The organism is Steroidobacter sp. (genome assembly GCF_036402275.1).
Classification (GTDB): domain Bacteria; phylum Pseudomonadota; class Gammaproteobacteria; order Steroidobacterales; family Steroidobacteraceae; genus Steroidobacter.
Window position 1 is genome coordinate 1 of the sequence record NZ_DASWTF010000007.1, and the last position, 24808, is coordinate 24808.

At 61.2% G+C, this 24808-nt stretch carries 19 protein-coding genes, 2 tRNA genes and 2 rRNA genes; 4 read left to right on the forward strand and 19 right to left on the reverse strand.

What is annotated here, in order from left to right; genetic code table 11:
- The 5 genes from VGD45_RS02385 to tyrS all read right to left on the reverse strand — a co-directional run.
- Window positions 1-2520: ribosomal RNA gene (locus tag VGD45_RS02385) — 23S ribosomal RNA — on the reverse strand; the annotation flags it as partial.
- A gap of 268 nt (window positions 2521-2788) precedes the next feature.
- A tRNA-Ala gene (locus VGD45_RS02390) sits at window positions 2789-2864 on the reverse strand.
- Window positions 2865-2883: 19 nt separating this feature from the next.
- Window positions 2884-2960, reverse strand: a tRNA-Ile gene (locus VGD45_RS02395).
- A 103-nt stretch (window positions 2961-3063) separates the two neighbouring features.
- A 16S ribosomal RNA gene (locus VGD45_RS02400) occupies window positions 3064-4601 on the reverse strand.
- Window positions 4602-5276: 675 nt separating this feature from the next.
- Window positions 5277-6488 carry a tyrosine--tRNA ligase gene (gene tyrS / locus VGD45_RS02405; RefSeq protein ID WP_331153667.1) on the reverse strand — a complete coding sequence of 404 codons (1212 nt, stop codon included), beginning with the start codon at window positions 6486-6488 and terminating at the stop codon, window positions 5277-5279.
- A 271-nt stretch (window positions 6489-6759) separates the two neighbouring features.
- On the opposite strand from tyrS, the gene VGD45_RS02410 reads away from it, so the two are divergent.
- Together VGD45_RS02410 and ppk1 are read left to right on the forward strand one after the other, a co-directional pair.
- The gene (locus VGD45_RS02410) at window positions 6760-8106 is read left to right on the forward strand and encodes a M23 family metallopeptidase (protein WP_331153668.1); all 1347 of its coding nucleotides are present in this window, start codon (window positions 6760-6762) and stop codon (window positions 8104-8106) included.
- Window positions 8107-8175: 69 nt separating this feature from the next.
- A complete protein-coding gene (ppk1, locus tag VGD45_RS02415; RefSeq protein ID WP_331153683.1) occupies window positions 8176-10296 on the forward strand; it encodes a polyphosphate kinase 1 in 2121 nt (706 codons plus the stop codon).
- Here the strand turns inward: ppk1 and ppx are convergent.
- The 4 genes from ppx to VGD45_RS02435 all read right to left on the reverse strand — a co-directional run bounded on the left by ppx (window position 10293) and on the right by VGD45_RS02435 (window position 13638).
- Complete coding sequence (gene ppx, locus VGD45_RS02420) at window positions 10293-11789, reverse strand: exopolyphosphatase (protein WP_331153669.1); 1497 nt, start codon at window positions 11787-11789, stop codon at window positions 10293-10295. The two genes, ppk1 and ppx, sit on opposite strands and share 4 nt — an antisense overlap.
- Before the next feature lie 9 nt (window positions 11790-11798).
- Window positions 11799-12173, reverse strand: coding sequence for an iron-sulfur cluster insertion protein ErpA (erpA, locus tag VGD45_RS02425; RefSeq protein ID WP_331153670.1), 375 nt, complete (start codon window positions 12171-12173; stop codon window positions 11799-11801).
- A 96-nt stretch (window positions 12174-12269) separates the two neighbouring features.
- Window positions 12270-12695, reverse strand: coding sequence for a polymer-forming cytoskeletal protein (locus VGD45_RS02430; RefSeq protein WP_331153671.1), 426 nt, complete (start codon window positions 12693-12695; stop codon window positions 12270-12272).
- A gap of 202 nt (window positions 12696-12897) precedes the next feature.
- Complete coding sequence (locus VGD45_RS02435; protein ID WP_331153672.1) at window positions 12898-13638, reverse strand: DUF6776 family protein; 741 nt, start codon at window positions 13636-13638, stop codon at window positions 12898-12900.
- 188 nt (window positions 13639-13826) lie between these two features.
- Here VGD45_RS02435 and VGD45_RS02440 point away from each other — a divergent pair, with 188 nt between their 5' ends.
- Window positions 13827-14249 carry a CopD family protein gene (locus VGD45_RS02440; RefSeq protein WP_331153673.1) on the forward strand — a complete coding sequence of 141 codons (423 nt, stop codon included), beginning with the start codon at window positions 13827-13829 and terminating at the stop codon, window positions 14247-14249.
- Here VGD45_RS02440 and VGD45_RS02445 read toward each other — a convergent pair.
- From VGD45_RS02445 to VGD45_RS02470, 6 genes are all read right to left on the reverse strand, one after another.
- Entirely contained in the window at window positions 14246-14821 is a 576-nt protein-coding gene (locus VGD45_RS02445; protein WP_349263195.1) for an RNA pyrophosphohydrolase, read from the reverse strand. The two genes, VGD45_RS02440 and VGD45_RS02445, sit on opposite strands and share 4 nt — an antisense overlap.
- Before the next feature lie 37 nt (window positions 14822-14858).
- On the reverse strand, window positions 14859-15899 hold the full coding sequence (locus VGD45_RS02450) for an ABC transporter ATP-binding protein (protein ID WP_331153674.1): 1041 nt from the start codon (window positions 15897-15899) through the stop codon (window positions 14859-14861).
- Window positions 15889-17538 carry an iron ABC transporter permease gene (locus tag VGD45_RS02455; RefSeq protein ID WP_331153675.1) on the reverse strand — a complete coding sequence of 550 codons (1650 nt, stop codon included), beginning with the start codon at window positions 17536-17538 and terminating at the stop codon, window positions 15889-15891. Before VGD45_RS02455 ends, VGD45_RS02450 begins: the two co-directional genes overlap by 11 nt.
- A gap of 10 nt (window positions 17539-17548) precedes the next feature.
- Window positions 17549-18571 carry a Fe(3+) ABC transporter substrate-binding protein gene (locus VGD45_RS02460; RefSeq protein WP_331153676.1) on the reverse strand — a complete coding sequence of 341 codons (1023 nt, stop codon included), beginning with the start codon at window positions 18569-18571 and terminating at the stop codon, window positions 17549-17551.
- A gap of 91 nt (window positions 18572-18662) precedes the next feature.
- Window positions 18663-19784, reverse strand: coding sequence for a GGDEF domain-containing protein (locus VGD45_RS02465; protein WP_331153677.1), 1122 nt, complete (start codon window positions 19782-19784; stop codon window positions 18663-18665).
- Between the two features lie 25 nt (window positions 19785-19809).
- Window positions 19810-20913: a prephenate dehydrogenase/arogenate dehydrogenase family protein gene (locus VGD45_RS02470; protein WP_331153678.1), complete on the reverse strand. Its 1104-nt coding sequence runs from the start codon at window positions 20911-20913 to the stop codon at window positions 19810-19812.
- 93 nt (window positions 20914-21006) lie between these two features.
- On the opposite strand from VGD45_RS02470, the gene pdxH reads away from it, so the two are divergent.
- Window positions 21007-21669, forward strand: a complete 663-nt coding sequence (gene pdxH, locus VGD45_RS02475; protein ID WP_331153679.1) for a pyridoxamine 5'-phosphate oxidase — start codon at window positions 21007-21009, stop codon at window positions 21667-21669.
- Between the two features lie 79 nt (window positions 21670-21748).
- Here pdxH and VGD45_RS02480 read toward each other — a convergent pair whose 3' ends face one another.
- The 4 genes from VGD45_RS02480 to VGD45_RS02495 form a co-directional block, all read right to left on the reverse strand.
- Complete coding sequence (locus VGD45_RS02480) at window positions 21749-22177, reverse strand: ClpXP protease specificity-enhancing factor (protein ID WP_331153680.1); 429 nt, start codon at window positions 22175-22177, stop codon at window positions 21749-21751.
- 17 nt (window positions 22178-22194) lie between these two features.
- Complete coding sequence (locus VGD45_RS02485; protein WP_331153684.1) at window positions 22195-22794, reverse strand: glutathione S-transferase N-terminal domain-containing protein; 600 nt, start codon at window positions 22792-22794, stop codon at window positions 22195-22197.
- A gap of 58 nt (window positions 22795-22852) precedes the next feature.
- The gene (locus VGD45_RS02490) at window positions 22853-23620 is read right to left on the reverse strand and encodes a cytochrome c1 (RefSeq protein ID WP_414717550.1); all 768 of its coding nucleotides are present in this window, start codon (window positions 23618-23620) and stop codon (window positions 22853-22855) included.
- Window positions 23621-23633: 13 nt separating this feature from the next.
- Window positions 23634-24808, reverse strand: a 1175-nt coding sequence (locus VGD45_RS02495; protein ID WP_331153682.1) for a cytochrome bc complex cytochrome b subunit, incomplete at its 5' end; no start/stop codon positions are given.

Sequence of the window (24808 nt, forward strand, 5' to 3'; positions counted from 1 at the left end):
CAGCCCCAGGATGTGATGAGCCGACATCGAGGTGCCAAACACCGCCGTCGATATGAACTCTTGGGCGGTATCAGCCTGTTATCCCCGGAGTACCTTTTATCCGTTGAGCGATGGCCCTTCCATACAGAACCACCGGATCACTAAGACCTACTTTCGTACCTGCTCGACGTGTCTGTCTCGCAGTCAAGCGCGCTTTTGCCTTTATACTCTGCGACCGATTTCCGACCGGTCTGAGCGCACCTTCGTACTCCTCCGTTACTCTTTGGGAGGAGACCGCCCCAGTCAAACTGCCCACCATACACTGTCCTCGATCCGGATGACGGACCAGAGTTAGAACCTCAAGCATGCCAGGGTGGTATTTCAAGGATGGCTCCATGGGAACTGGCGTCCCCACTTCAAAGCCTCCCACCTATCCTACACAAGCAGGCTCAAAGTCCAGTGCAAAGCTACAGTAAAGGTTCACGGGGTCTTTCCGTCTAGCCGCGGATACACTGCATCTTCACAGCGATTTCAATTTCACTGAGTCTCGGGTGGAGACAGCGCCGCCATCGTTACGCCATTCGTGCAGGTCGGAACTTACCCGACAAGGAATTTCGCTACCTTAGGACCGTTATAGTTACGGCCGCCGTTTACCGGGGCTTCGATCAAGAGCTTCGCTTGCGCTAACCCCATCAATTAACCTTCCGGCACCGGGCAGGCGTCACACCCTATACGTCCACTTTCGTGTTTGCAGAGTGCTGTGTTTTTAATAAACAGTCGCAGCGGCCTGGTATCTTCGACCGGCATGGGCTTATGGAGTAAATCCTTCACCCTCACCGGCGCACCTTCTCCCGAAGTTACGGTGCCATTTTGCCTAGTTCCTTCACCCGAGTTCTCTCAAGCGCCTTGGTATTCTCTACCCAACCACCTGTGTCGGTTTGGGGTACGGTTCCTGATTACCTGAAGCTTAGAGGCTTTTCCTGGAAGCAGGGCATCAACCACTTCGCCTTCGTAAAAGAAGGCTCGTCATCAGCTCTCGGCCTTGAACACCCGGATTTGCCTAAGTGTTCGGCCTACCACCTTAAACTTGGACAACCAACGCCAAGCTGGCCTAGCCTTCTCCGTCCCCCCATCGCAGTAACCAGAAGTACGGGAATATTAACCCGTTTCCCATCGACTACGCTCTTCAGCCTCGCCTTAGGGACCGACTCACCCTGCGTCGATTAACGTTGCGCAGGAACCCTTGGTCTTTCGGCGTGGGTGTTTTTCACACCCATTGTCGTTACTCATGTCAGCATTCGCACTTCTGATACCTCCAGCAAGCCTCTCGACTCACCTTCACAGGCTTACAGAACGCTCCTCTACCGCTCATCCGAAGATGAACCCGTAGCTTCGGTGCCTGGTTTGAGCCCCGTTACATCTTCCGCGCAGGCCGACTCGACTAGTGAGCTATTACGCTTTCTTTAAAGGGTGGCTGCTTCTAAGCCAACCTCCTAGCTGTCTAAGCCTTCCCACATCGTTTCCCACTTAACCAGGACTTTGGGACCTTAGCTGACGGTCTGGGTTGTTTCCCTTTTCACGACGGACGTTAGCACCCGCCGTGTGTCTCCCGTGCTGACACTTGCCGGTATTCGGAGTTTGCATCGGTTTGGTAAGTCGGGATGACCCCCTAGCCGAAACAGTGCTCTACCCCCAGCAGTGATACACGAGGCGCTACCTAAATAGCTTTCGAGGAGAACCAGCTATCTCCGAGCTTGATTAGCCTTTCACTCCGATCCACAAGTCATCCGCTACCTTTTCAACGGGAGTCGGTTCGGTCCTCCAGTCAGTGTTACCTAACCTTCAACCTGCTCATGGATAGATCGCCCGGTTTCGGGTCTATACCCAGCGACTAAACGCCCTATTAAGACTCGCTTTCGCTACGCCTCCCCTATTCGGTTAAGCTTGCCACTGAATATAAGTCGCTGACCCATTATACAAAAGGTACGCAGTCACCCAACAAAGTGGGCTCCCACTGCTTGTACGCATACGGTTTCAGGTTCTATTTCACTCCCCTCTCCGGGGTTCTTTTCGCCTTTCCCTCACGGTACTGGTTCACGATCGGTCGATAGAGAGTATTTAGCCTTGGAGGATGGTCCCCCCATGTTCAGGCAGGATTACACGTGTCCCGCCCTACTCTTCGTTGGTCATCGACTTTGCCTTTCGTGTACGGGGCTATCACCCGCTATGGCCGGACTTTCCAGACCGTTCCACTAAGCTCGATCGACTGGTTCCAACTGGGCTGTTCCGCGTTCGCTCGCCACTACTTACGGAATCTCGGTTGATTTCTTTTCCTCCGGGTACTGAGATGTTTCAATTCCCCGGGTTAGCTCTTGCAACCTATGGATTCAGTTGCAAGTACTGCCGAAGCAGTCGGTTTCCCGATTCGGAGATCTGCGGGTGAGTTTGTTTGCCAACTAACCGCAGCTTTTCGCAGGCTACCACGTCCTTCATCGCCTTCTATCGCCTAGGCATCCACCACATACGCTTATTCACTTGACCATATAACCCCAATGAGCCTGGTGTTATACGTTGCTGATTCTCGAATGCGACATGATTCAATGAACTCTTGTTTCAAATTTGCATTTGAAACGTTACTGATGTGTTAGATCAGTTGATTTCGCTAAATCTGATGCGTCAAAACAACTTCCGAATTTTTAAAGAGCACGTAACAAGAGTCGTTGAGACTCCTGCGACGTAAAGCCACGCATATATCCGATGCAGACATATGAGTCGCTTCACGTGCACGTGAACAGTTCCGCGTTATCGCTGGTGGAGCCAGTCGGGATCGAACCGACGACCCCCTGCTTGCAAAGCAGGTGCTCTCCCAGCTGAGCTATGGCCCCTGACATACCAGTGATGGACTGGTGGGTCTGGGAGGATTTGAACCTCCGACCTCACCCTTATCAGGGGTGCGCTCTGACCAACTGAGCTACAGACCCGTAATGGCTGAAGCCGGGCCAGTCTCGCGGAAACCGAAATTATCGAATCAGGTAACTTGTGTTGGGAACTCGCGGCAGCCGTATGGCTGAAGCAGAGTCATTTAAAGGAGGTGATCCAGCCGCACGTTCCCGTACGGCTACCTTGTTACGACTTCACCCCAGTCATTGACCACACCGTGGTAAGCGCCCTCCTTGCGGTTAGGCTACCTACTTCTGGTGCAATCAACTCCCATGGTGTGACGGGCGGTGTGTACAAGACCCGGGAACGTATTCACCGTGACATCGCTGATTCACGATTACTAGCGATTCCGACTTCACGCAGCCGAGTTGCAGACTGCGATCCGGACTACGACCAGCTTTTTGGGATTGGCTCCCCCTCGCGGGTTGGCAACCCTTTGTACTGGCCATTGTAGCACGTGTGTAGCCCTGGTCATAAGGGCCATGATGACTTGACGTCATCCCCACCTTCCTCCGGTTTGTCACCGGCGGTCCCCTTAGAGTTCCCAACTTAATGCTGGCAACTAAGGGCAAGGGTTGCGCTCGTTGCGGGACTTAACCCAACATCTCACGACACGAGCTGACGACAGCCATGCAGCACCTGTCTCCAGGTTCCCGAAGGCACCCCCACATCTCTGCAGGGTTCCTGGGATGTCAAGACCAGGTAAGGTTCTTCGCGTTGCATCGAATTAAACCACATGCTCCACCGCTTGTGCGGGTCCCCGTCAATTCCTTTGAGTTTCAACCTTGCGGCCGTACTCCCCAGGCGGAGAACTTAACGCGTTAGCTACGACACCGAAGGGCAGACCCCTCCGACATCCAGTTCTCATCGTTTATGGCGTGGACTACCAGGGTATCTAATCCTGTTTGCTCCCCACGCTTTCGCACATGAGCGTCAGTATTGGTCCAGGAAGTCGCTTTCGCCACTGATGTTCCTTCAGATATCTACGCATTTCACCGCTACACCTGAAATTCCACTTCCCTCTCCCATACTCTAGCAATGCAGTCCCGAATGCAGTTCCCAGGTTAAGCCCGGGGATTTCACATCCGGCTTGCAAAGCCGCCTACGCGCGCTTTACGCCCAGTAATTCCGATTAACGCTCGCACCCTCTGTATTACCGCGGCTGCTGGCACAGAGTTAGCCGGTGCTTCTTTAGTTGGTTACGTCAAGGCCGCGACGTGTTAGGTCACAGCTTTTCTTCCCAACCGAAAGGGCTTTACAACCCGCAGGCCTTCTTCACCCACGCGGCGTCGCTGGATCAGGGTTGCCCCCATTGTCCAATATTCCCCACTGCTGCCTCCCGTAGGAGTCCGGACCGTGTCTCAGTTCCGGTGTGACTGGTCGTCCTCTCAGACCAGTTACGGATCGTCGCCTTGGTAGGCCGTTACCCTACCAACTAGCTAATCCGACTTGGGCTCATCTATCAGCGCCAGGCCTTGCGGTCCCCGGCTTTCATCCGTAGATCGTATGCGGTATTAGCCAACCTTTCGGTTGGTTGTCCCCCACTGATAGGCAGATTCCCAAGCGTTACTCACCCGTCCGCCGCTCGTCAGCATGTATTGCTACACCTGTTACCGCTCGACTTGCATGTGTTAGGCACGCCGCCAGCGTTCAATCTGAGCCAGGATCAAACTCTTCACTTAAAGGCTTTGAGACCTATCAAGTTTAACGAAGAGGTTATCCAACAAGCTCTACTGGCTAATTGGTAACTCATCGTCGAAGTTGGCTTCGCCAACGAACCGACGCGAGTCCCCACACAAATTACCTGTTCGATTTTTAAAGAGCGTCACCGGTGCGCTGAGGCTTTCGGTGTCTGCCGTCGTGCTTTCGCACCAGGCAGAAGCGGAACTTTAAGCTGCTTTTTTCGTTTCGTCAACCCCCTCGTTTTTTATTTCGAGGCGATCGACTCGTCCGACTCAGCTTCCTCGCGGCCCGTTTTTCAACCGGCGTCCGCCGCGAGGTGGCGCATCTTACTGTCTCGTTTCTGGCCGTCAACCCCCTCGAAATTTTTATTTTCGAGGCGTTGGCGACCGGTCGAATCAGCTCCCTCGCAGCCCGTTTTTCAACCGGCGCCCGCTGCGAGGGAGGCGCATATTACTGTTTGATTTCAGGGCGTCAACACCCGCCGCGAAAAAAAATTCCGACAGCTTTCGACGGCTGAAAACATGCTCAAATCTTCGCCACACCGAAACCCGGTTTCGTGGCCGCCGCGTGAATTTGCAAGAGCGCAAACGCCGCTGCGAAGAAAATTTTTTCGTGGTGAAAAATGGTCCGTCGCAGGCTCACGGCCGCACGTGAATCTGTCAAAGCGACCGCTGCTACGACGTGGCTCGCACCACTTCGATGTAAGCAAACCCTCGCTTGCCGACCTGAAACAGCCGAGCCGGTCCCGGCTCCAGCGTGCGTTTGATGTCCTCGACCCGCTCGCCGTCGATCCGGACGGCGCCCTGCTGAATCAACCGATTCGCGGCTGTCGTGCTCTCCGCGAGCCCGGCCTGCTTGATCGCAGCTCCGATGCCGATGCTGATGCCTTCTATAGAGAGGGTTTTGGTCTCGACGTGCTCAGGAATCTCCCGACGCTGACTGCGCGAGGAAAAATTCTGACGCGCCTGTTCGGCCGCGGCCGCGCCGCCGAAGCGCGCGGTGATTTCCATCGCAAGCTCGAATTTGATCTCCATGGGATTGCGCCCTTCCGTCGCCTGTTGACGCAAGCCCGCGAGCTCGGCGTTCGGACGGAACGACAGCAGCTCGAAGTAGCGCCACATCAGCTCGTCGGAAATCGACATGAGCTTGCCGAACATGCTGTCCGGGTTCTCGCTCACGCCGATGTAATTGCCCAGCGACTTGGACATCTTGTTCACGCCGTCGAGGCCCTCGAGCAGCGGCATGGTGAGCACCACCTGCGGCTCCTGTCCGTAGGTCTCCTGCAACTGGCGTCCGACCAGCAGATTGAATTTCTGGTCGGTGCCGCCGAGCTCGACGTCGGATTTGAGCGCGACCGAGTCGTAGCCCTGCACCAGCGGGTACAGAAACTCGTGAATGGCGATCGGCTGACCGCTCTTGTAGCGCTTGCTGAACTCGTCCCGCTCCAGCATGCGGGCCACGGTGTGCCGCGCGGCCAGCTGAATCATGCCGGCGGCGCCCAGCTCGCTCATCCAGCGTGAATTGAAATCGACCTTGGTTTTGGCCGGATCCAGGATCTTGAAGATCTGGTCCTGGTAGGTGCGCGCGTTGTCCTGAATCTGCTCCGGCGTGAGCGGCGGACGCGTGGCGTTGCGGCCGGTGGGATCGCCGATCAGACCCGTGAAATCTCCGATCAAGAAAATCACTTCGTGGCCGAAATCCTGAAAGCGGCGCATTTTGTTAATGAGCACCGTGTGGCCGAGATGCAGATCGGGCGCGGTGGGATCGAAGCCGGCCTTGATCCGCAGCGGCTTGCCACGGCGCAACTTGGTCAGCAGCTCGGCCTCCAACAGAATTTCCGTGGCGCCACGTTTGAGCTCGGACAATTGTTCGTCGGCTGAAAGCATCGGATTTCCAGCGTGCCGCGAAGGGCACGATAACCAGTGAGTGAGTTGGAATGCGGGCGACTTTAGTCGCTCGGACCCGTCCGGGTCACGCGATGTTCGGGTCGGTACCGACCCGCGCCGGACCCGAACGCTGGTTTCGTGGGTTGACGTAGGCGCTGCGATTCTTCAAATTTGCGACTTGATTCATTTACTTTAACTTATTTACGCACCAGCTATGCGCGAGTCTAGGCAACCTGGATCCCTGAAATTTCAAGGAGGAATCGCCAAGGGATTGCAGCCCAGTGCCCGGACCGCGTTCGACTACAAGCCGCAGAATTCGCGCTCGCCGAATCACGCTCGCTGGTTCATTTCCGGTCTGCTGCTGCCGCTGATCGGCGGCATCGTGGCGTACACCGTGGCGACGCAGGACGACTCGATCGGCACACCGCGGCAAGCCATCAGCCTGGACACCCTGCCGCCGATCCCGATGGAGCAGGTGACCATTCCGGCGGCGATGCCGCCTTCGCTGCTCGGCGACACGGTCGAATACGTGGTCCGTCGCAACGACACGATGGATCGCATTTTCCGGCAGCTGAAACTGAACCTCACCGATCTCGCCACGATTCGCGACGTGCCCAGCGTGCAGGCCAGCCTCGATCAGCTGCGCGTCGGCGACATCATCACGCTGGTTCACGACGAAGGGCTGGTGCAATCGCTGACCCGCCGCATCAGCGAGACCGAGATTCTCTCGGTGACGCGCGTCAACGAAGGCTTCAAATCCGAAGTCATCGAGACGCCGCTGGACATTCAGGAAGTGCAGGCCGAAGGCACCATCGACTCCTCGCTGTTCGTGGCGGCGCGCGCCGCCGGCATCAGCCCGGAGCTGATCCTGCAGCTGGCCAACGATATTTTCGGCTGGGAAATCGACTTCGCGCTGGATATTCAGCCGGGCGACAAGTTCAACCTGGTGTACGAACAGAAGTATCGCGACGGCAAGTTCATCGGCAACGGCCGCATCCTCGCCGCCGACTTCATCAACAACGGCACGCTCCATCGCGCCGTGTGGTTCGAATCCAAAGACGGTCAGGTGGCCGATTACTTCGCGCCCGATGGCCGCAGCATGCGTCGCGCCTTCTTGCGCGCGCCGTTGGAGTTCACGCGCATCAGCTCGAACTTCAATCCGAAGCGCCGCCATCCGATTCTGAACACCATTCGCGCCCACAAGGGCGTCGACTATGCCGCCTCGACCGGCACCGTGATCAAAGCGGCCGGCGACGGTCGCGTGGCGTTCGTCGGCACCAAAGGCGGCTATGGCCGCGTGGTGGTGCTCGAGCACGGCGGTGGCGTGGAAACGCTGTACGGTCACATGTCCCGCTTCTCCGGCATCCGCAAAGGTCAGCGCGTCCGGCAAGGCACGACCATCGGCTTCGTCGGCAGCTCCGGCGCCGCGACCGGTCCGCACCTGCACTACGAATATCTGGTGAATGGCGTCCACAAGAATCCGCGCACCGTGCGGTTGCCGGATGCGGCGCCGATTTCGGACGGCTATCGCGCCGAGTTCCTGGCGCGCTCCGGCCTGATGTTCGCGAAACTGGATCGCGGCGGCGCCGCCACTGTCGCCTCCGCCCTGCCCCGCTAATCCCTACCGCGACATTCGCATGTAACACAAGGCATGTCGCGGCCGTAGTATTCTCGATGTCCCCCAAGGATCGGTCTCGCGACCGACGGGACAGAGGCGACGGCGGCATCCATGCTCGATGTGAATCTGAAGGCTCCCGAGCACTACATCAATCGGGAACTGTCCTTTCTCGACTTCAACCAGCGCGTGCTCGCGCAAGCTCATGACGAGCGTCTGCCGCTACTCGAGCGCATCCGCTTCCTGGGCATTTCTTGCTCGAACCTCGACGAGTTCTTCGAGATCCGAGTCGCCAGCCTGAAGCAGCGTCAGGAGCTGGGCTCGCTGACCGGCGGCCCCGACGGCATGACGGTGCCGGAACAGTTGAGCGCGATCCACGAGCGCGCAGCGGCCCTCGTCAAAGACCAGTACGAGCTGCTCCATCAGCTGGTATTCCCCGCGCTGGCTGTGGAAGGCATTCAATTCGTCAACGCGAAGACGCTGACGCCGGCTCAGCGCCAATGGGTGGGCGACTACTTCGCCAAGGAAGTGGAGCCGGTGCTCACGCCGCTGGGCCTCGATCCGGCGCGGCCGTTCCCTCGCATTCAGAACAAGAGTCTCAACTTCATCGTGCGGCTGTCCGGCAAAGATGCGTTCGGCCGCGACGCCGAGCTGGCCGTCGTGCAAGTGCCGCGTTCATTGCCGCGAATCATTCGTTTGCCGCCGGCCACGGGCGAGCCGGGCAAGACTTATTTCGTATTCCTGTCGGCGGTCATCTCCACCTTCGTGGCGCAGCTGTTCAGCGGCATGAAGGTCGAAGGCGCCTGGCAGTTCCGCGTCACGCGTAACAGCGATTTGTTCGTCGACGACGAAGAAGTCGACAACCTGCTGCGAGCGATCGAAGGCGAGCTCGCGCAGCGGCGCTATGGCGCGGCCGTGCGGCTGGAAACCTCGCAGGATTGTCCGGAAGACATCACCAACTTCCTGCTCCGCCATTTCGCGCTGAAGCGCGACGATCTGTATCAGGTCAACGGCCCGGTCAATCTGAACCGGCTCATGGCCATTTACGATCTGGTCGATCGGCCCGACCTGAAATATCCGGCCTTCACACCCTGCATTCCCAAGCGCCTGGTGGCGAAGGAAGACATCTTCGCGGTGATGCGAGAGGGCGAGGTCCTGCTGCATCACCCGTTCGAAGCGTTCGCGCCCGTGATCGATTTTCTGCGGCAGGCCGCGGCGGACCCGGACGTGCTGGCGATCAAGCAGACGCTGTATCGAACCGGCCCGCAGTCACCGGTCGTCGATGCGCTCGTCGACGCGGCGCGCGCAGGCAAGGAAGTGACTGTGATCATCGAGTTGATGGCGCGCTTCGACGAAGCGGCGAACATTCAGCTCGCGACTCGCCTGCAGGAAGCCGGCGCGCACGTGATGTACGGCGTCGTGGGCTACAAGACCCACGCGAAGCTGATCATGGTGGTTCGTCGCGAGCGCGGGAAACTGCGTCGTTACTGTCACTGCGGCACAGGCAATTACCATCCCAACACCGCTCGCGTTTACACCGATTACGGCCTCTTCACGTGCGATGAAGCAGTGGGCGAGGATCTGCACGAGCTGTTCCTCCAACTGACCAGCCCGACGCGCGTCGCGACCATGCAGAAGATCCTGCAGTCGCCCTTCACGCTGCACGAGGGGCTGCTGGAGAAGACTCGGCGCGAGATCGCCTTTGCGCGCGAAGGCAAACCGGCGCGCATCATTGCCAAAATGAATGCGCTCATCGAGCCGCAGATCATTCAGACGCTGTACTCGGCGGCGATGGCGGGCGTGAAGATCGATCTCATCGTGCGCGGCATCTGCGCGCTGCGGCCGGGATTACCCGGAATTTCCGAGAACATCACCGTGCGTTCGGTGATAGGCCGGTTCCTGGAGCACTCGCGCGTCTACTACTTCCACAACGACGGCAGCCCGGAGATTTTCTGCGCCAGCGCCGACTGGATGGAGCGCAACTTCTTCCGGCGCATCGAGGTGTGCTTCCCGATCGAGCGCAAACAGCACCGCGATCGCATCGTCGGCGATCTGGAGACTTACCTGGCGGACAACGAGCAGGCTTGGGTGCTGAAGCCCGACGGCAGATACGAACGAGCGAGCACGGATGGCGCGCCGCCGGTGAGCGCGCAGCAGGTACTACTGCAACGGCATTCGGACTGCGACGATTAACTGACCCGCAGCCGGAAGCCCACTCCTTTCAGATATTCGATCTCGTTCTCCAGATCGGCGGCCGTCAGCGGATGGGTATCCAGCCAGCCTTTCGGGAACGCGATATCGAGCGCGCGCGCTCGTGGCGTCAGGTCGATTTTCGGCAGCGCCTGCGCGCTACGGCCCCGATGCAACAGCACCGCCAGCCGCAGGATCACGATCAAAAACTGCGCCTTGATGTGCCAGGGCGGAGTCAATTCCTGTAGCGCTTCGAGCTGCAGCTTGCGGCGATGAGCGCCGACGATGTACGCCAGGATTTTCTGCTCTTCCTGCGGAAAGCCCGGCATATCGGCGTGCTCGAGCAGATACGCGCCGTGCTTCTGATAGTGCGAATGCGAGACATCGAGCCCGATCTCGTGCAGGCGCGCCGCCCAGGACAAGGCAAGCTCGGCAAACGGATCGTCGAGCTCCCACGCGGTCTGCGTCTGACGCAGAAATTCCAGCGCCGTTGCTTCTACGCGCGCTGCCTGCGCTTGATCGACGTGATAGCGGCCCTGCATAGCGCGCACACTGCGCAAGCGCGCGTCTTCATCGGTGAAGCGGCCCACGATGTCGTAAAGCAATCCCTCGCGTAGGGCCCCATCTGCGACCCGCACCGTCTTGATGTCGAGCACGCTGAGAATTTCCGCTAGGATGGCCAGGCCGCCGGGAAACACCGGCAGTCGCTCCTCCGCCAATCCCGGCAGGCGCAGCTTCGAAAGCTCGCCAGCGCGCAACAACTGCTCCATCAGCACCTCGATCCCGCCCGGCGTGATGATCCCGTCGCCGTTCGAGCGCGCGCGCAGAACGTCGCTTACCGAGCGGATCGTGCCCGATGAGCCGACCGCATGATCCCAACCGTAGTCTTTGAATGTCGCCTGCACCGGCTCCAACTCGAGGCGCGCAGCGAGGCGGGCGCGCTTCATGCGCTTTTCAGTGATGACGCCGTCGCTGAAGATGCGCGAGCTCATGCTCACGCAACCCATGTGCAGGCTTTCGAGCTTCTTGGGGTGATGTCCTTCGCCGATGATGATTTCGGTGCTGCCGCCGCCGATATCCGCGACCAGACGACGGCCCGGCTCGCTCGGCATGGTGTTCGCGACGCCGAGATAAATCAGGCGTGCTTCTTCGATGCCGGAGATCACTTCGATGGGATGACCGAGCGCGGAGCGCGCGCGATCCAGGAATGCGCCCTTGCGCTTGGCCTTGCGTAGCGTGTTCGTGCCGACGACGCGCACGCTCTCCGCTTTCATGTCGCGCAGCCGTTGGCCGAATCGCTCCAGGCAAGCCAACGCTACGTCGATGGCCTCGCGCTTCAAACGACCTTGCTCGTCGAGCCCCGCGCCGAGGCGCACGCTCTCACGCAAGCGGTCGAGAATGATGAGCTGCCCGTGCGAATGACGGGCAACGACCATGTGGAAGCTGTTGGAACCTAGATCGACGGCCGCAATGACGTCGGGGATCTTGCGCGCCATCTCGATGGGCTACATCGAGAAGGACGAGCCGCAGCCGCAGGTCGTCGAGGCATTCGGATTGCGAATGACGAACTGCGCGCCTTCGATGTCCTCTTTGTAGTCGATCTCGGCGCCGGCCAGATACTGGATGCTCATCGGGTCGATAAGCAGCGTGACGCCGCCATTCTCGACGCGCGTGTCGCCCTCCTCCAGGTTCTCATCGAACGTGAAGCCGTACTGGAACCCCGAGCACCCGCCGCCCTGCACGAACACGCGCAGCTTGAGATTGGGGTTGGATTCCTCGCGGATCAGCTCGCTCACCTTGGCGGCCGCGGCATCGGTGAAGACCAGGCTCGGCGCGCCTGGACTCGGAGCAAGACTGGAAAGGGCGGATTCAGTGTTCATGAGGCCACGTGTGGGGGCAGAACCCAACTGAATCAAGTGTAACGAGCCCCGGCTGGCAGCGTCAAAACGCCGCCAAACCTTTGAGGCATAAGGTCATCAGCCCGCGGAATCGGTCGCTGCGGCGCCCGGCGCGGGCTTGATCTCGGGTTCGGCCCGACCGCCGCGCCGCGGCTCGTGGATCAACTTGCCGGTGATCTCCGCACCCATTTCCATCTCAATGAGCGCGTAATACACGTTACCAGTGACGCGGGCCGTCGCGCCCAGCTCGACACGCTCATGGGCGAGGATGTCTCCCTTCACGGTGCCATTGAGAATCACGTTCGGCACGGCGACCGAGCCTTCCACCACGCCGCTGTCACTGACACTGAGCGTCGCGCCCGAGTCGGCGGGCGCATCCACATTGCCTTTCACGTGGCCATCGACATGGAAGCCGCCGGCGAACTGCACGTCGCCAATGATGCGCGTGCCGGCGCCGATCAGGGTGTCGATGCGATGAGGTTTGGGTTTACTGCGATTGAACATGCCGTTCTTGCCACGAAAAGTTTTCTCAAGCAGCCATCCATGGAACCTCGGCCAGCCGTTACATCCGTGTACCGGCGTTCGCCCGGTTCGAGGCGACGTTACAAAACGGCAGGACAGCCGTTTTGCGCAGCCTTCCAGGCTGCCCGAAGGGCGAGGCACACGGATGTGCCGAGTGTAACTCGCCTCGAAGAGGCATCCGGGCTCACCCTTCGACTTGTACCTGCCAAGGATAGGATTCTCGCACAGGGGCGAGTCGTGCCGAACGCACTTCGACGTTGACGGCGCGCGGCTCGAAGCCGTCCGGCAACACGATGTCCTGTTCGAGATTCTGGAAATAGCGGAACTGGAACGGGAGCAGCCCGTCCGCGCGCTCGGTATCCGCGGCGTCCGCCAGGGTCAACTGCACGGGCCGATTGTCGCGCACGCCTTCGAACTGCACGACTACCGAGCCCGACACGACAGTCTCCTGACGCATCGATTGAACCAGCACCAGCCGCAATAGATAGTGATGCTCCGCCGCGCCGGGCAGCACCTGGAAACGTTGAATGCGCAGCCCGCCGATGCCGTCCTCGGGCGAAACGATGCCGCGATAAAAAGTCAGCTGCTCACGATGTTTGAGCACTTGCGCCTGCAGGTCGGCCAGGTTCTTCTCGACGTCCGCATAGGCCTTGTTGTCCACGTTGCGGGCCAGCTCCGCGGAGGCGACTTCGGCGCGCAGCCGCTCGTTCTCTTCCTGCAGCGTCTCGATTTTGGCGTTCAGCTCGCGCCGCCGCTGGATCTCGGCGAACTTGCTGTAGCCGCCTTCGAAGCGACCCCACTCGTACATCAGGTACATGGCGACCAGGCTGCCCAGCACGGCGCAGACGAGCAGAGCCCGCCGCCGCCAGGTCGGCACCTGGCGGACCACGAAGACTCCGGTGCGCAGTGGGTTGAAATCAGCCATTTCTGAACGAGTCGGCGTCCGGGCGAAATTTAGTAGTACGAATTTGACGAAAGCTGGTGAAATTAGAGCACAGCCGCCGCGCCTGGTTTGAGAAGCGCCGCAAAGAATCGGGTCTTCCGAATGCGGCCTTGGCTCAAATCGGACTGAGGCGAATCCGGCCGGCCGGCCCGTTCACCCAAGGATCGTTCATGCTCTGGCTCAAAGCCTTGCACATCATTTTCGTGGTCACCTGGTTCGCCGGCTTGTTCTATCTGCCGCGCTTGTTCGTATATCACGCGGGGCTCAAACCCGCGGAAGTCGCCGATCGGGAACGCTTCAAGATCATGGAGCGTCGCCTTTTCACCATGATGACGGTGGGCGGCGTGCTCGCGGTGCTGTTCGGTGGGGCGACCCTGGGCCAGGCGCCGGGCTTCCTGCAGACTGGCTGGATGCACGCCAAACTGACGCTGGTCGCGGGCCTGATCGGCTATCACGTGTGGTGCTATCGGCTGCTGATCGCCTTCAAGCACGATCGCAACCAGCGCTCGGAGCGCTGGTTCCGAGGCTTCAACGAAGTGCCGACCCTGTTCCTGTTCGGCATCGTGATCCTCGTGGTCGTCAAACCGTTTTAGCCTTTACTGGCTGACGCTTTCTGGCGACGCTGGGCCAGGCTGCGCAGATACTTTTCTTCCTGGGACCACTCCGGCAGCGCCGGCGGGTCCTGCGGAAAGGCAGTGCGCGCCAGCTCGTCGAGCGCGCGCGCATAAACGGCGCGCTTGAAATAAATGACCTCGCGCACCGGCGTCCAGTAATCCACCCAGCGCCAGCTCTCAAATTCCGGCTCGCCGGTGGATTCCAGATCGAAGCGGTCCTCGGAGCCCATGAAGCGCAACAGGAACCAGCGCTGCTTCTGGCCGATGCACGGGGGATTGCTGTTTTTGCGGACGTACTGCTTGGGCAGGCGGTAGCGCAGCCAGTTGCGCGTCCCCGCGACCAGCTTCACGTCCTTGGGATCGAGGCCCACCTCTTCCTTCAGCTCGCGATACAACGCCTCTTCGGGCGTCTCCCGCTGCTGGACACCGCCTTGAGGAAATTGCCAGCCGCGGCCGCCGGTCCGGCCGCCGAGGAAGACCTGGCGGTCCTCGCGCATCAAGACGATTCCGACATTGGCGCGAAAGCCGTCTGCATCGATGAAATCGGTCATGGAACTGAAGAAAAATCGGATTGACCCGATTCTTTCATCAGTCCCGGGCGAATGCCACCACGTGGTCGGGTTCGATACGGATGCCGATGCGCTCGCCGACCGCGTGGTCGTGATGGCTGGGGACCAGCGACAGCAGCTGCACGCCGCTGGCGAGCTTCAACGTGTACAGGAACTCGGCCCCGCGAAACGCGCGCTGGCAGACTTCCGCGCGCAGGGTGCTGGCATCGTCGTGGATCACATCGTCGGGTCGTAACAGCAGATCGACGTGCCGCCCGGTCTGCCATTGACCGTTGCCGTTGGCCCGGACCACGCCGAGCTCGGTGCGCACCGAACCCGCGGCGACGATCTCGCCGGGAATGAACACGCCCTGGCCGATGAAGTCAGCGACGAAGCGCGTCGCCGGCCGGTGATAGAGCTGGTACGGCGTGTCCCACTGCTCCAGCCGTCCCTCCTTCATCACGCCGACCACGTCGGCGACCGCGAACGCCTCCTGCTGATCGTGGGTCACCAGCAGCGCAGTCGCGTTGAGCGTCTTCAACACCGAGCGCACTTCCACACTCAGGCGTTCGCGCAATTCGACATCGAGACTGGAGAACGGCTCGTCGAGCAAAACGATCTCTGGCTCCGGCGCGAGCGCGCGCGCCAAGGCAACGCGCTGTTGCTGGCCGCCGGACAGTTGATGCGGGTAATGCCCGCGGTGTGCCGCCAGGCCGACGGTGTCGAGAATCTCTTCCGCGCGACGAACCCGTTTGCTCCGATCCAGTCGATGCAGACCGAAAGCCACGTTGTCGAGCACCGTCAGGTGCGGAAACAAAGCGTAGTCCTGGAAAACCATGCCGATCTGCCGGCTCTCGGGCGCGGAATGAAAACCCGGCGAAGCAAGCACGCGCCCGTGAGCGCTGATCGTCCCCGCGTCGACGGGCTCGAAGCCCGCGATACAACGCAGCGCCGTCGTCTTGCCGCAGCCACTCGGACCGAGCAGGCAGCCGATCGAGCCTTTCGGCAGCCGGATCGACAAGCCATTCACGGCCGAGCGTTCGCCGAAGCGACGCACCACGTTTTCGAGCTCAAGCCACATGCGCACCTCTGCGGGTCAGCATCGCGGCGGGCACCAATCCAACGAGCACGATAGCGACCGCCGGCAAGGCCGCGCGCTCCCACTCGCCTTCGGACGTCATTTCCCACACCCGCACGGCCAGCGTATCCCAGCCTGGCGGCCGCGTGATCAACGTGATGGGCATTTCCTTCATCACATCGACGAACACCAGCGTCGCCGCCGTCGCGAGACTGGTACGCAGCAGCGGCACATGAACTTTGCGGATGAGCTCGGTGCCGACCACTCCGAGGCTCGCGGCGACTTCGTCGATACTGCGCGTCACGCGCTGCAAGCCGCTTTCGACGGGATTGAAGCCGACGGTGAGAAATCGAGCCAGATAGGCGATGAGCACTGCGAGCAACGTGCCTTGAAGCAGCAGCACGGGCGCCGACTCTCCGAACCACCCACGCAACAGACCCTGCAGCTGGTTGTTCAACAACACCAGTGGCACGACGATGCCGACCGCGAGCACAGTGCCGGGAATGGCATAGCCGAGCGTCGCGAGCCTCACCAGCACGCGCATCGATGCGGATGATCGACGGCGTTCGAGATAGGCCAGCGCGAGGCTCGCCGAAACAATCACGACTGCCGCGCTGCCCGCCAGCATCAGGCTGCGCGCAATGAAGCCCCAATAACGGCTGTCGATGTCACCGGCGTTTTTCGCAGACCAGATCAAGAGCTGCACCAGTGGCAATACAAACGACAGCGCCAGAATCAGCGCGGCTCCGCCGAACGCCAGCCATCGCATCCCCGGCCCGAGCTGTAATCGCGCAGCCTCGCGAGACACATCGCGACTGCTAGTGAAGCGCGCCCCAGCACGTGAAGCCCGCTCGAGCGCGAATGCGGCAATCACGAACAACAGCAGCACACCCGCCAGCTCGAGCGCCGCGTTCACGGAGAACATTCCGAACCAGGCGCGATAAATCGCTGTCGTGAACGTGTTGTAGTTGAACACCGAGACCGCGCCGAAGTCCGCCAATGTTTCCATGCACGTCAAGGCGATGCCCGCGGCAATCCAGGGGCGCGCCATCGGCAGTGCGACCTTCCACGTCGCCGCCGCCCGCCCAAGTCCGAGCATCTGCGCAGCTTCGAGCGCGCGCCGGCCTTGCGTGAGAAATGCAGTTCGCGCCAACAAATAAACATAGGGATACAGCGCGAGCGACAAGACCACGATGACTCCGCCGGTCGATCGAATCCGTGGCACCCAGGCAGAGCTGCCCGTCCAAGCGCGCAACCAGCTTTGCAACGGACCGGAATAATCGAGAAAGCCCACGGCGACGAACGCCAGCACGTAAGTGGGAATGGCCAGCGGCAGCAGCAGCGCCCAATCGAAAAAGCGCCGGCCGGGAAACTCACAAATGGAGGTGAGCCACGCGAGCAACGTACCGATGATGCCGCTCAGGACGGCAACGCCCACCAGCAACTTAATCGTGTTCGCGGTAACTTCGGGCAGCACATAGCGCGCCAGGTGCGCCCAAACATCTGCTTCCGGAGAAATGGTGGCGTGCGCGATGACCAGCAAAGGCACGAGCGCGGGCAAGCACAGCACAACCGCGAGCACCACGCTCAGCGGATCGCGCCACGCGCGCCGCGTCTCGGCCTGCACAACCTCCGCGCTCATAAATGAATCGTCAGCGATAGCCGGCCCGATCCATCAACTTCACCGCCGTCGCCTGCAGCTCGCCAGCCTGCGCCACGTTCATGGGACTACGCTTGAAATCCCCCCAGGCCTTCACGATCGGATCGGGCTCGATGCTGGGACTGGCGGGATATTCGAGATTCGCGCCGGCAAACAACGCTTGCGCCTCGGGCTGCGACAGCCACTCCAGGAATTTTTTCGCTTGTTCGGCGCGCGGCGCATGCGCGGTGACGCCAGCGCCCGAAATGTTCACGTGCACGCCCTGCCCGGCCTGATCGGCCCAGAACAGTTTCAACGGCAGGTCCGGCTTATCGCGCAACAGGCGGCCGAAGTAATAAGTGTTCACCAAGCCCACGTCGCACTGACCCGCGGCGATGGCTTCCATGAGCAGCGTGTCATTGGAGAACGGCTCGGTGGCCAGATTCGCGACCCAGCCACGCACGATTTCTTCGGTCTTGGCCTCGCCGTGCTCGGCGATCAGCATCGCCACCAGCGACTGGTTATAAACCTTCTTCGAAGTGCGCAGGCACAGCTTGCCCTTCCAGCGCTCGCCGGCGAGCGCCGCGTAGTCGCTCAACTCTTCGGGCTTCACGCGCTCGGTGCTGTAAACCATGGTGCGCGCGCGGATCGAGAAGCCAAACCAGCGCCCCTGCGGATCGCGCAGGCTCTCGGGAATATTGGCGTTCAGCACTTCGGATTGCGTGGGCCGGAGCAGGCCGCGATCGGCGGCGTGCCACAGCTCACCGGCGTCGACGGTCATCAGGATGTCGGCCTGTGAGTTCGCGCCTTCGGCGTTCAAGCGCTCGATCAGCGGGCCGGCGTCGTCGGTGACGAAGCGGATCTTCTGCCCGGTCTCGGCCGTGTAGCGATCGAACATGGGCTTGATCAGTTGCTCGTTGCGCGCCGAGTACACGACCAGCTCGGACGGCTGCTTGGCGCAACCCGCGAGACCCACGGCGAGCATGAGTGCGCCCAGCATTGGCGCGAAGACATCGACCCTGATTGACCTGATCATTCCGAAATCCAATCAATGCGAATGAATCGCATTTAACCACGTTTGGTCAGGTCTGTCAGACACCGCCGGTGTTAATTCTTCGTCAGATGGGTCAGGAACAGGGGCTCTCGGGCATGTCGCCGGTGGCGAGCGCGGCCCGGTTGCGGCCCGCCTGCTTGGCTCGATACAGCGCGGAATCGGCATCGGCCAGCAACCGCTCGGCGGCGGCTTTGAGATCGGCGTCGTCGCGCGACACCGTGATCCAGGCGACGCCAATGGACACCGTCATATTCAACTTCACCCCCGAAGGCAGGGTCAGAGGCGTGTCGCACACCGTCGCGCGGATGCGTTCGGCCAGGCATGCCGCCTGCTGCGGCGAAATGGCCGGCGCCAGCACCACGAATTCATCGCCGCCGAATCTGGCGGCGGCGTCGCTGCCTCGGATATGCGAGTCGACTCGTTGCGCGGCCTCGCGCAAGGCCATATCGCCGGCCAGGTGCCCATGCTGGTCGTTGATCTGCTTGAAGCGATCCAGGTCGATGACCAAGCAGGTGAGGCTGGTGCCCTGGCGTTGCGCGCGGGCCAGCTCCTCTTTGAGCCTCGCATTGAGATAGCGGCGGTTGTGCCAGCCAGTGAGGAAGTCCGTCAGCCCGCTGCGCACCAGGCGCGCGCGATTGATGGTGTTCTCGATGGCGAACGAAGCGATCACGCCCAGGTGCGCGAGGAAGTCGGTCGCGAGGTGACGCGAGAAACGTTTCTCGTCGACGCTGCCGAAATTCAACGCGCCGAGCAGCTTCTCCTGTCGCCGCAGCGGAATCAGCGCCGCGCTCTTCAAGCCCGACACGCCCGGGAACAGCAACTGGTGATCGCACCCCATGTACGGGCCCAACCACGGCCGATGAAACGAAACAAACTGCGGCGCCATCCCCGCCAGGCTGTCCGTGAACAGCACCTGCGGGAAATCTTCCAGCTTCACGTTATCCGCAATCAGCAGATGACGGATCTCGTGATCCGGATCGAGCAACAGTAACGTCACCGACTCGAGCGCGTACGAAGTCTTCAAGCCCTTGCAGATGGCGTCGAACAACTGCGCGATGTTCTCGGCCTTGAGCAACTCGAGCTCGCGCTCCTGGCTCCGCCGCAGCAGCTTTTCGTTATTCGCAGCCTCATCCATGAGCGCGGCGATGCGCCCGCGCAATTCGCGGATCTCTCCTTGGAGATCCCGAGCCGACATCTATGCGCGCCTCTCGAGCAAGCAGCTAATCATTACGAACCCGGCCCGCCAGATATTCGCGGCCCTGCTGCATCATGGCCGTGAAGGTTGGCGAGTCTCCCGTGGATACCGAGCTCCACAGCTTCTCGACCGCACGGCGCAGCGCCAGTAGCGACTCGCGCCCGTAGTCGTTGAGATGCTGAATCTCGAAATACAGATCCGGGCTTTCGGCCGCGACGCGCGTCGCGACATCGACCTGCGCGTCGTAAGTCGTGCTGGAAAGCTGCGCGAGGCGCGGCGCCGCTTCGCCACTCTCGGCGAGCGCCGTGAAGAATGCGATGTTCAACGCATGCGACAGTCCGAGCACGTAAGCGATCAGGCGATCGTGCTCGTCGAGCCCCATCACTACCTGTTGCGCCATGGTCGAGCCGAACAATTCGCGGGCAGCGTCGATGGCTTCCTTGCTGCCCATGTCGATGAAGATCACGTGCCGGCCTGACAGCAACTCGGTGTCGGGCCCGAACATGGGATGCACGGACGTGACTTTCACGCCGGCGCTCTGCAATGCATCGATGCCTTGTCGCAGCGGAGTCTTGAGCGAGCCGATGTCGAAGACGACACCACGCGGTTTGCGCGCGGCCAATTCCTGCAACACCACGTTCGCTATCTTGAGCGGAGTGGCCACCACGATCAGATCGTAGTCGAGCGAGCTCTCGCGCCAATCCGCGATGTACGCATATGCCGCGTTGTCCGGCTTTCGCGCCGGATCCGCCACCGTCACCGTGTAACCCTGCGACGACATGAATTCACTGAACCAGCGGCCCATCTTGCCGGTGCCGCCGATGATCAGCGCGGTCTTGCCATCGCCGCGGCCGCCGGCCGCGACTCGAATTCGTTCCTGCGTGGTCAGCGAGCCGCGAATCAAAAGCCGCAGTACCGACTCAGCCAACGCCGGCGAAATGCCGAGAGAATCCGCGGTCGCGCGCGCCTGCATGAGCACCTCGCGCTCACGCGTGTAGTCGCGCGTCGCACGGCCTTCGGAGCGTTTGGCCTCGGCCACTTCGCGGCTCAGCCGTTGGCGTTCGGCGACAAGCGCGAGCAGCTGCCGATCGACTTCGGAGAGGCGTTCGCGGAGTTCATGCAGATTCATCGGGCGTAGGATCCAGGCCTCAAGGGTTGCTCACGCCTTTTACCAACCGGCGTGCGCGGCCCGCAAGTTAACGGCCGTATATAATCCATCCCTATGTCCGCCGACGAACTGCTGCCCGATCCCCTGCCCGCCGATCCCCTGCCCATGTTCGCTACCTGGTTCAGCGACGCCCGGGCGCGGAACGTTCAGCCAAATCCGGACGCCATGGTCCTCGCGACAGTGGGCGACGACGGCGCGCCGTCGGCCCGCGTGGTGTTGTGTAAACGGCTGGTGGCGGACCAGGGCTTCATTGTTTTCTTTACCAACTATGACTCACGCAAGGGCCGCGACCTGACAGCGCGCCCACGCGCCGCGGTGGTCTTTCATTGGGACACGCTGCATCGGCAGGTGCGGCTCGAGGGCCCGGTGGTGCGGTCGCCGGCGCCGGAGAGTGATCAATATTTCGCCAGCCGAGCTTTCGAAAGCCGTGTGGGCGCGTGGGCTAGCGTGCAAAGCGAGCCCCTGCCCTCGCGCGCGGCGCTGGTCGATCAGGTGCGCGCAGTCCGGGAACGGCTCGGGCTGCTGCAAGCCACGGACGGCCAAGTGCCTCGCCCGCCGCACTGGGGCGGCATCCGGCTCTGGATCGACTCGATCGAGTTATGGTCGGAAGGCGCCGGCCGCATTCACGACCGCGCGCGCTGGCAGCGCAAGCTGACCAAGAAAGATGAATTCACGTTCAGCGGCGGGCCCTGGACCGGAACGCGGCTGAATCCATAGCCGAGCGCTTATACGGCGCGCGCTTCGCGCCGCGCCCTTCCGGGCCAGCGGCGCCCGCTGAATAAATCACACGGCAGCGTTATTTGACGACCTTCAAAGTCGGCTTGGCGCGCTTCTGTTCCGGAGCGGAACCGCCTGCGGGCGTCTCGGTCGGCGCAGTCGGCGGCTGCGGCGGCGGGGGCGCATCGGCCTCCGAGAAAATCATTCCCTGCCCCGTCTCGCGCGCATAGATACCGAGCACCGCGCCGATCGGCACGAGCACGTCATGCGTCACAGCCCCGAAGCGCGCGCGAAAGCGCACGACATCGTTGCCGAGACTCAGGTTGCTCGTCGCGTTATTACTGACATTCAGGATGATCTTGCCGCCCTGGACGTACTGCCGGGGCACTTCCACGCCTTGTAACGAAGCATCGACGACGATGTGGGGCGTCTGGTCGCTGTCGCTGATCCACTCGTGCATGGCACGCAACAAATAAGGCCGGCGCGATCGAATTGGAGCATCTGCCATGAGTACCCGCCGCGGTTTTAAGCGCGCATTTCCTGCTCGGTGCGCGACAGGCTGTGCCGGAACGCGGGCCGAGAGAACAACAGATTGGCGTACTTGGTGATGGGTTGAGCCTGCGGTGGCAAATCGATTTCCCAATACAACAGCCGCCACAGGATCGGGGCAATGGTGGCATCCACCAACGAGAACTCGTCCGACAGGAAGTACGGTTTGGCCTTGAACACGTCGGTGCTGGCCAGAATGCTGTCGCGGAGGATCTTGCGCGCCTTCAGGCCGTTCTTGCGGTCCGAGGGGTCGTCGATCTGCTGAGCCAGGCTGTACCAGTCCCGCTCGATCCGATACAGCGCCAAGCGGAACTGCGCGCGGGCCACCGGATCCACCGGCATCAGCGGCGGATGCGGGAAGCGCTCGTCCAGGTACTCGATGATGACCCGCGAGTCGTACAGCACCAGATCACGGTCCACCAGGGTTGGGACCGTGTGGTACGGGTTCAGGTCGAGCAGGTCTTCGGGCAGGTTACCGCCCTGCACGTCGATGGTTTCGACGTGAATGCTCTTCTCAGCCAGAACGATCCTGGTGCGATGGCTCCAGGGATCGTCGGCGCGCGAGAAGAGCGTCATCACGGTAGTACGCTCCGGTCAGTTCCGGGGCAACGTGGGGAACCCACCCGGGCGGGCCCTACTTCACGTCCTTCCAGAACTCCTTCTTCAGGAAATAGGCGAACAGGAAGAAGACTATCAGGAATGCCAGCACGCGCATGCCCAGATTGCGCCTTTCGATCTGCATCGGCTCGGCGATGTAATCGAGGAAATTGACCGTGTCGCGGACGAATTGGTCGTACTCCTGCGGCGAGAGGCTGCCTTGCTTCGCCAGTTCGAATTCCTTGAACTGTTTGTGGACCGCGTTGTTTTCCGCGTCGCTCTGCCCATCATAGACCGCCCGCTGCAAGCCTTGTAGCTCCCACAGCACGTGGGGCATGGCCGTGCCCGGCAGGATCAGGTTGTTGGTCCCCGACGGGCGGCTCGGATCCAGGTAGAACGACTTCAGGAAGGAATAGATGTAGTCCGCGCCCCGGCTGCGCGCAATGAGGGACAGGTCCGGGGGGGTGGTGCCGAACCAGTGGTTGGCGTCCTCCGGGCGCATGGCGATTTTGATCGTGTCGTGGATCCGCTCGCCGGTGAACATCAGGTTGTCAGTCACCTGCTTTTCGGTCAGGAACAGATCGTCCGCCAGGCGGCTGTAACGCACGTACTTGGCCGAGTGGCAGCCGCTGCAATAGTTCACGAAGTTGCGCGCGCCTCGCTGGAGCGAGGCGATATTGGCTACATCGTTGCGCGCCAGTTGCAGGGCGGGGCCATGGCCTTCCGCCGCCGAGCCGGCCGCCGACCACGACAGGGCCGTCAGACCGACCACACCCAGGAACAGCTTGTGGAAACTCTTCTTCATCATGGCTGGCTGCTTAGTGGGTATGGAAAGTCACACGCTCTGGCACGGGCTTGGTCTGATCGATCCTCGTGTACCAGGGCATGAGCAGGAAGAACGCGAAGTAGACGACCGCGAAGACGCGGGCCGCCAGGGTGTAAGCCGGGGTCGCCGGCATCAGGCCGAGGTAACCCAGCGCGATGAAGCTGACGGCGAACGCGCCGAGGAAGCCCCGGAACAGCCAGCCGCGATAGCGGATCGACTTGACCTTCGAGCGGTCCAGCCACGGCAGGAACACGAACAGGATCACGGCGGCGCCCATCAGCGCGACACCCAGCAGCTTGTTCGGAACCGCGCGCAAGATCGCGTAGAACGGCGTGAAGTACCACACCGGCGCGATGTGCTCGGGCGTCTGCAGCGGGTTGGCCGGATCGAAGTTGGCGTGCTCCAGGAAGTAGCCGCCCATTTCCGGCGCGAAGAACAGCACCAGCGCGAACACCATCGCGAACACGATGAAGCCCACCAGATCCTTCACTGTGTAATACGGATGGAACGGAATGCCGTCGACCGGATGGCCGTCCGGGCCTTTCAGCTTCTTGATCTCGATGCCGTCCGGATTGTTCGAGCCGACTTCGTGAAGGGCGAAGATGTGCGCGATCACCAGGAACACCAGCGCCAGCGGCAACGCGATGACGTGCAGCGCGAAGAAGCGGTTCAGCGTGATGTCGGAGATGTAGTAGTCGCCGCGGATCCACTCCACGAGACCTTCACCGATGCCGGGAATCGCGCCGAACAGCGACACGATCACCTGCGCGCCCCAGTAGGACATGTTGCCCCAGGGCAGCAGGTAGCCGAAGAACGCCTCGGCCATCAGGCACAGATAAATGAGCATGCCGAAGATCCACACCAGCTCGCGCGGGTTCTTGTACGAGCCGTACATGAGGCCGCGGAACATGTGCAGATAGACGACGATGAAGAACGCCGACGCGCCGGTGGAGTGCATGTAGCGGATCAGCCAGCCCCAGGGCACGTCGCGCATGATGTACTCGACCGAGGCGAACGCCAGGGTGGCGTCCGGCTTGTAGTGCATCACCAGGAAGATGCCGGTGACGATCTGGATCACCAGCACCAGCAGCGCCAGCGAGCCGAAGATGTACCAGAAGTTGAAGTTCTTCGGAGCGTAATACTCCGACATGTGCTCTTTGTAGAGCT

Coding starts and splice junctions, on each gene's coding strand:
- tyrS (WP_331153667.1), bottom strand. CDS start 6,488: ATGCTTTCAGCCGACGAACAATTGTCCGAGCTCAAACGTGGCGCCACG.
- ppx (WP_331153669.1), bottom strand. CDS start 11,789: ATGGCGCGCAAGATCCCCGACGTCATTGCGGCCGTCGATCTAGGTTCC.
- erpA (WP_331153670.1), bottom strand. CDS start 12,173: ATGAACACTGAATCCGCCCTTTCCAGTCTTGCTCCGAGTCCAGGCGCG.
- VGD45_RS02430 (WP_331153671.1), bottom strand. CDS start 12,695: ATGTTCAATCGCAGTAAACCCAAACCTCATCGCATCGACACCCTGATC.
- VGD45_RS02435 (WP_331153672.1), bottom strand. CDS start 13,638: ATGGCTGATTTCAACCCACTGCGCACCGGAGTCTTCGTGGTCCGCCAG.
- VGD45_RS02440 (WP_331153673.1), top strand. CDS start 13,827: ATGCTCTGGCTCAAAGCCTTGCACATCATTTTCGTGGTCACCTGGTTC.
- VGD45_RS02445 (WP_349263195.1), bottom strand. CDS start 14,821: ATGACCGATTTCATCGATGCAGACGGCTTTCGCGCCAATGTCGGAATC.
- VGD45_RS02450 (WP_331153674.1), bottom strand. CDS start 15,899: ATGTGGCTTGAGCTCGAAAACGTGGTGCGTCGCTTCGGCGAACGCTCG.
- VGD45_RS02455 (WP_331153675.1), bottom strand. CDS start 17,538: ATGAGCGCGGAGGTTGTGCAGGCCGAGACGCGGCGCGCGTGGCGCGAT.
- VGD45_RS02460 (WP_331153676.1), bottom strand. CDS start 18,571: ATGATCAGGTCAATCAGGGTCGATGTCTTCGCGCCAATGCTGGGCGCA.
- VGD45_RS02465 (WP_331153677.1), bottom strand. CDS start 19,784: ATGTCGGCTCGGGATCTCCAAGGAGAGATCCGCGAATTGCGCGGGCGC.
- VGD45_RS02470 (WP_331153678.1), bottom strand. CDS start 20,913: ATGAATCTGCATGAACTCCGCGAACGCCTCTCCGAAGTCGATCGGCAG.
- pdxH (WP_331153679.1), top strand. CDS start 21,007: ATGTCCGCCGACGAACTGCTGCCCGATCCCCTGCCCGCCGATCCCCTG.
- VGD45_RS02480 (WP_331153680.1), bottom strand. CDS start 22,177: ATGGCAGATGCTCCAATTCGATCGCGCCGGCCTTATTTGTTGCGTGCC.
- VGD45_RS02485 (WP_331153684.1), bottom strand. CDS start 22,794: ATGACGCTCTTCTCGCGCGCCGACGATCCCTGGAGCCATCGCACCAGG.
- VGD45_RS02490 (WP_414717550.1), bottom strand. CDS start 23,620: ATGAAGAAGAGTTTCCACAAGCTGTTCCTGGGTGTGGTCGGTCTGACG.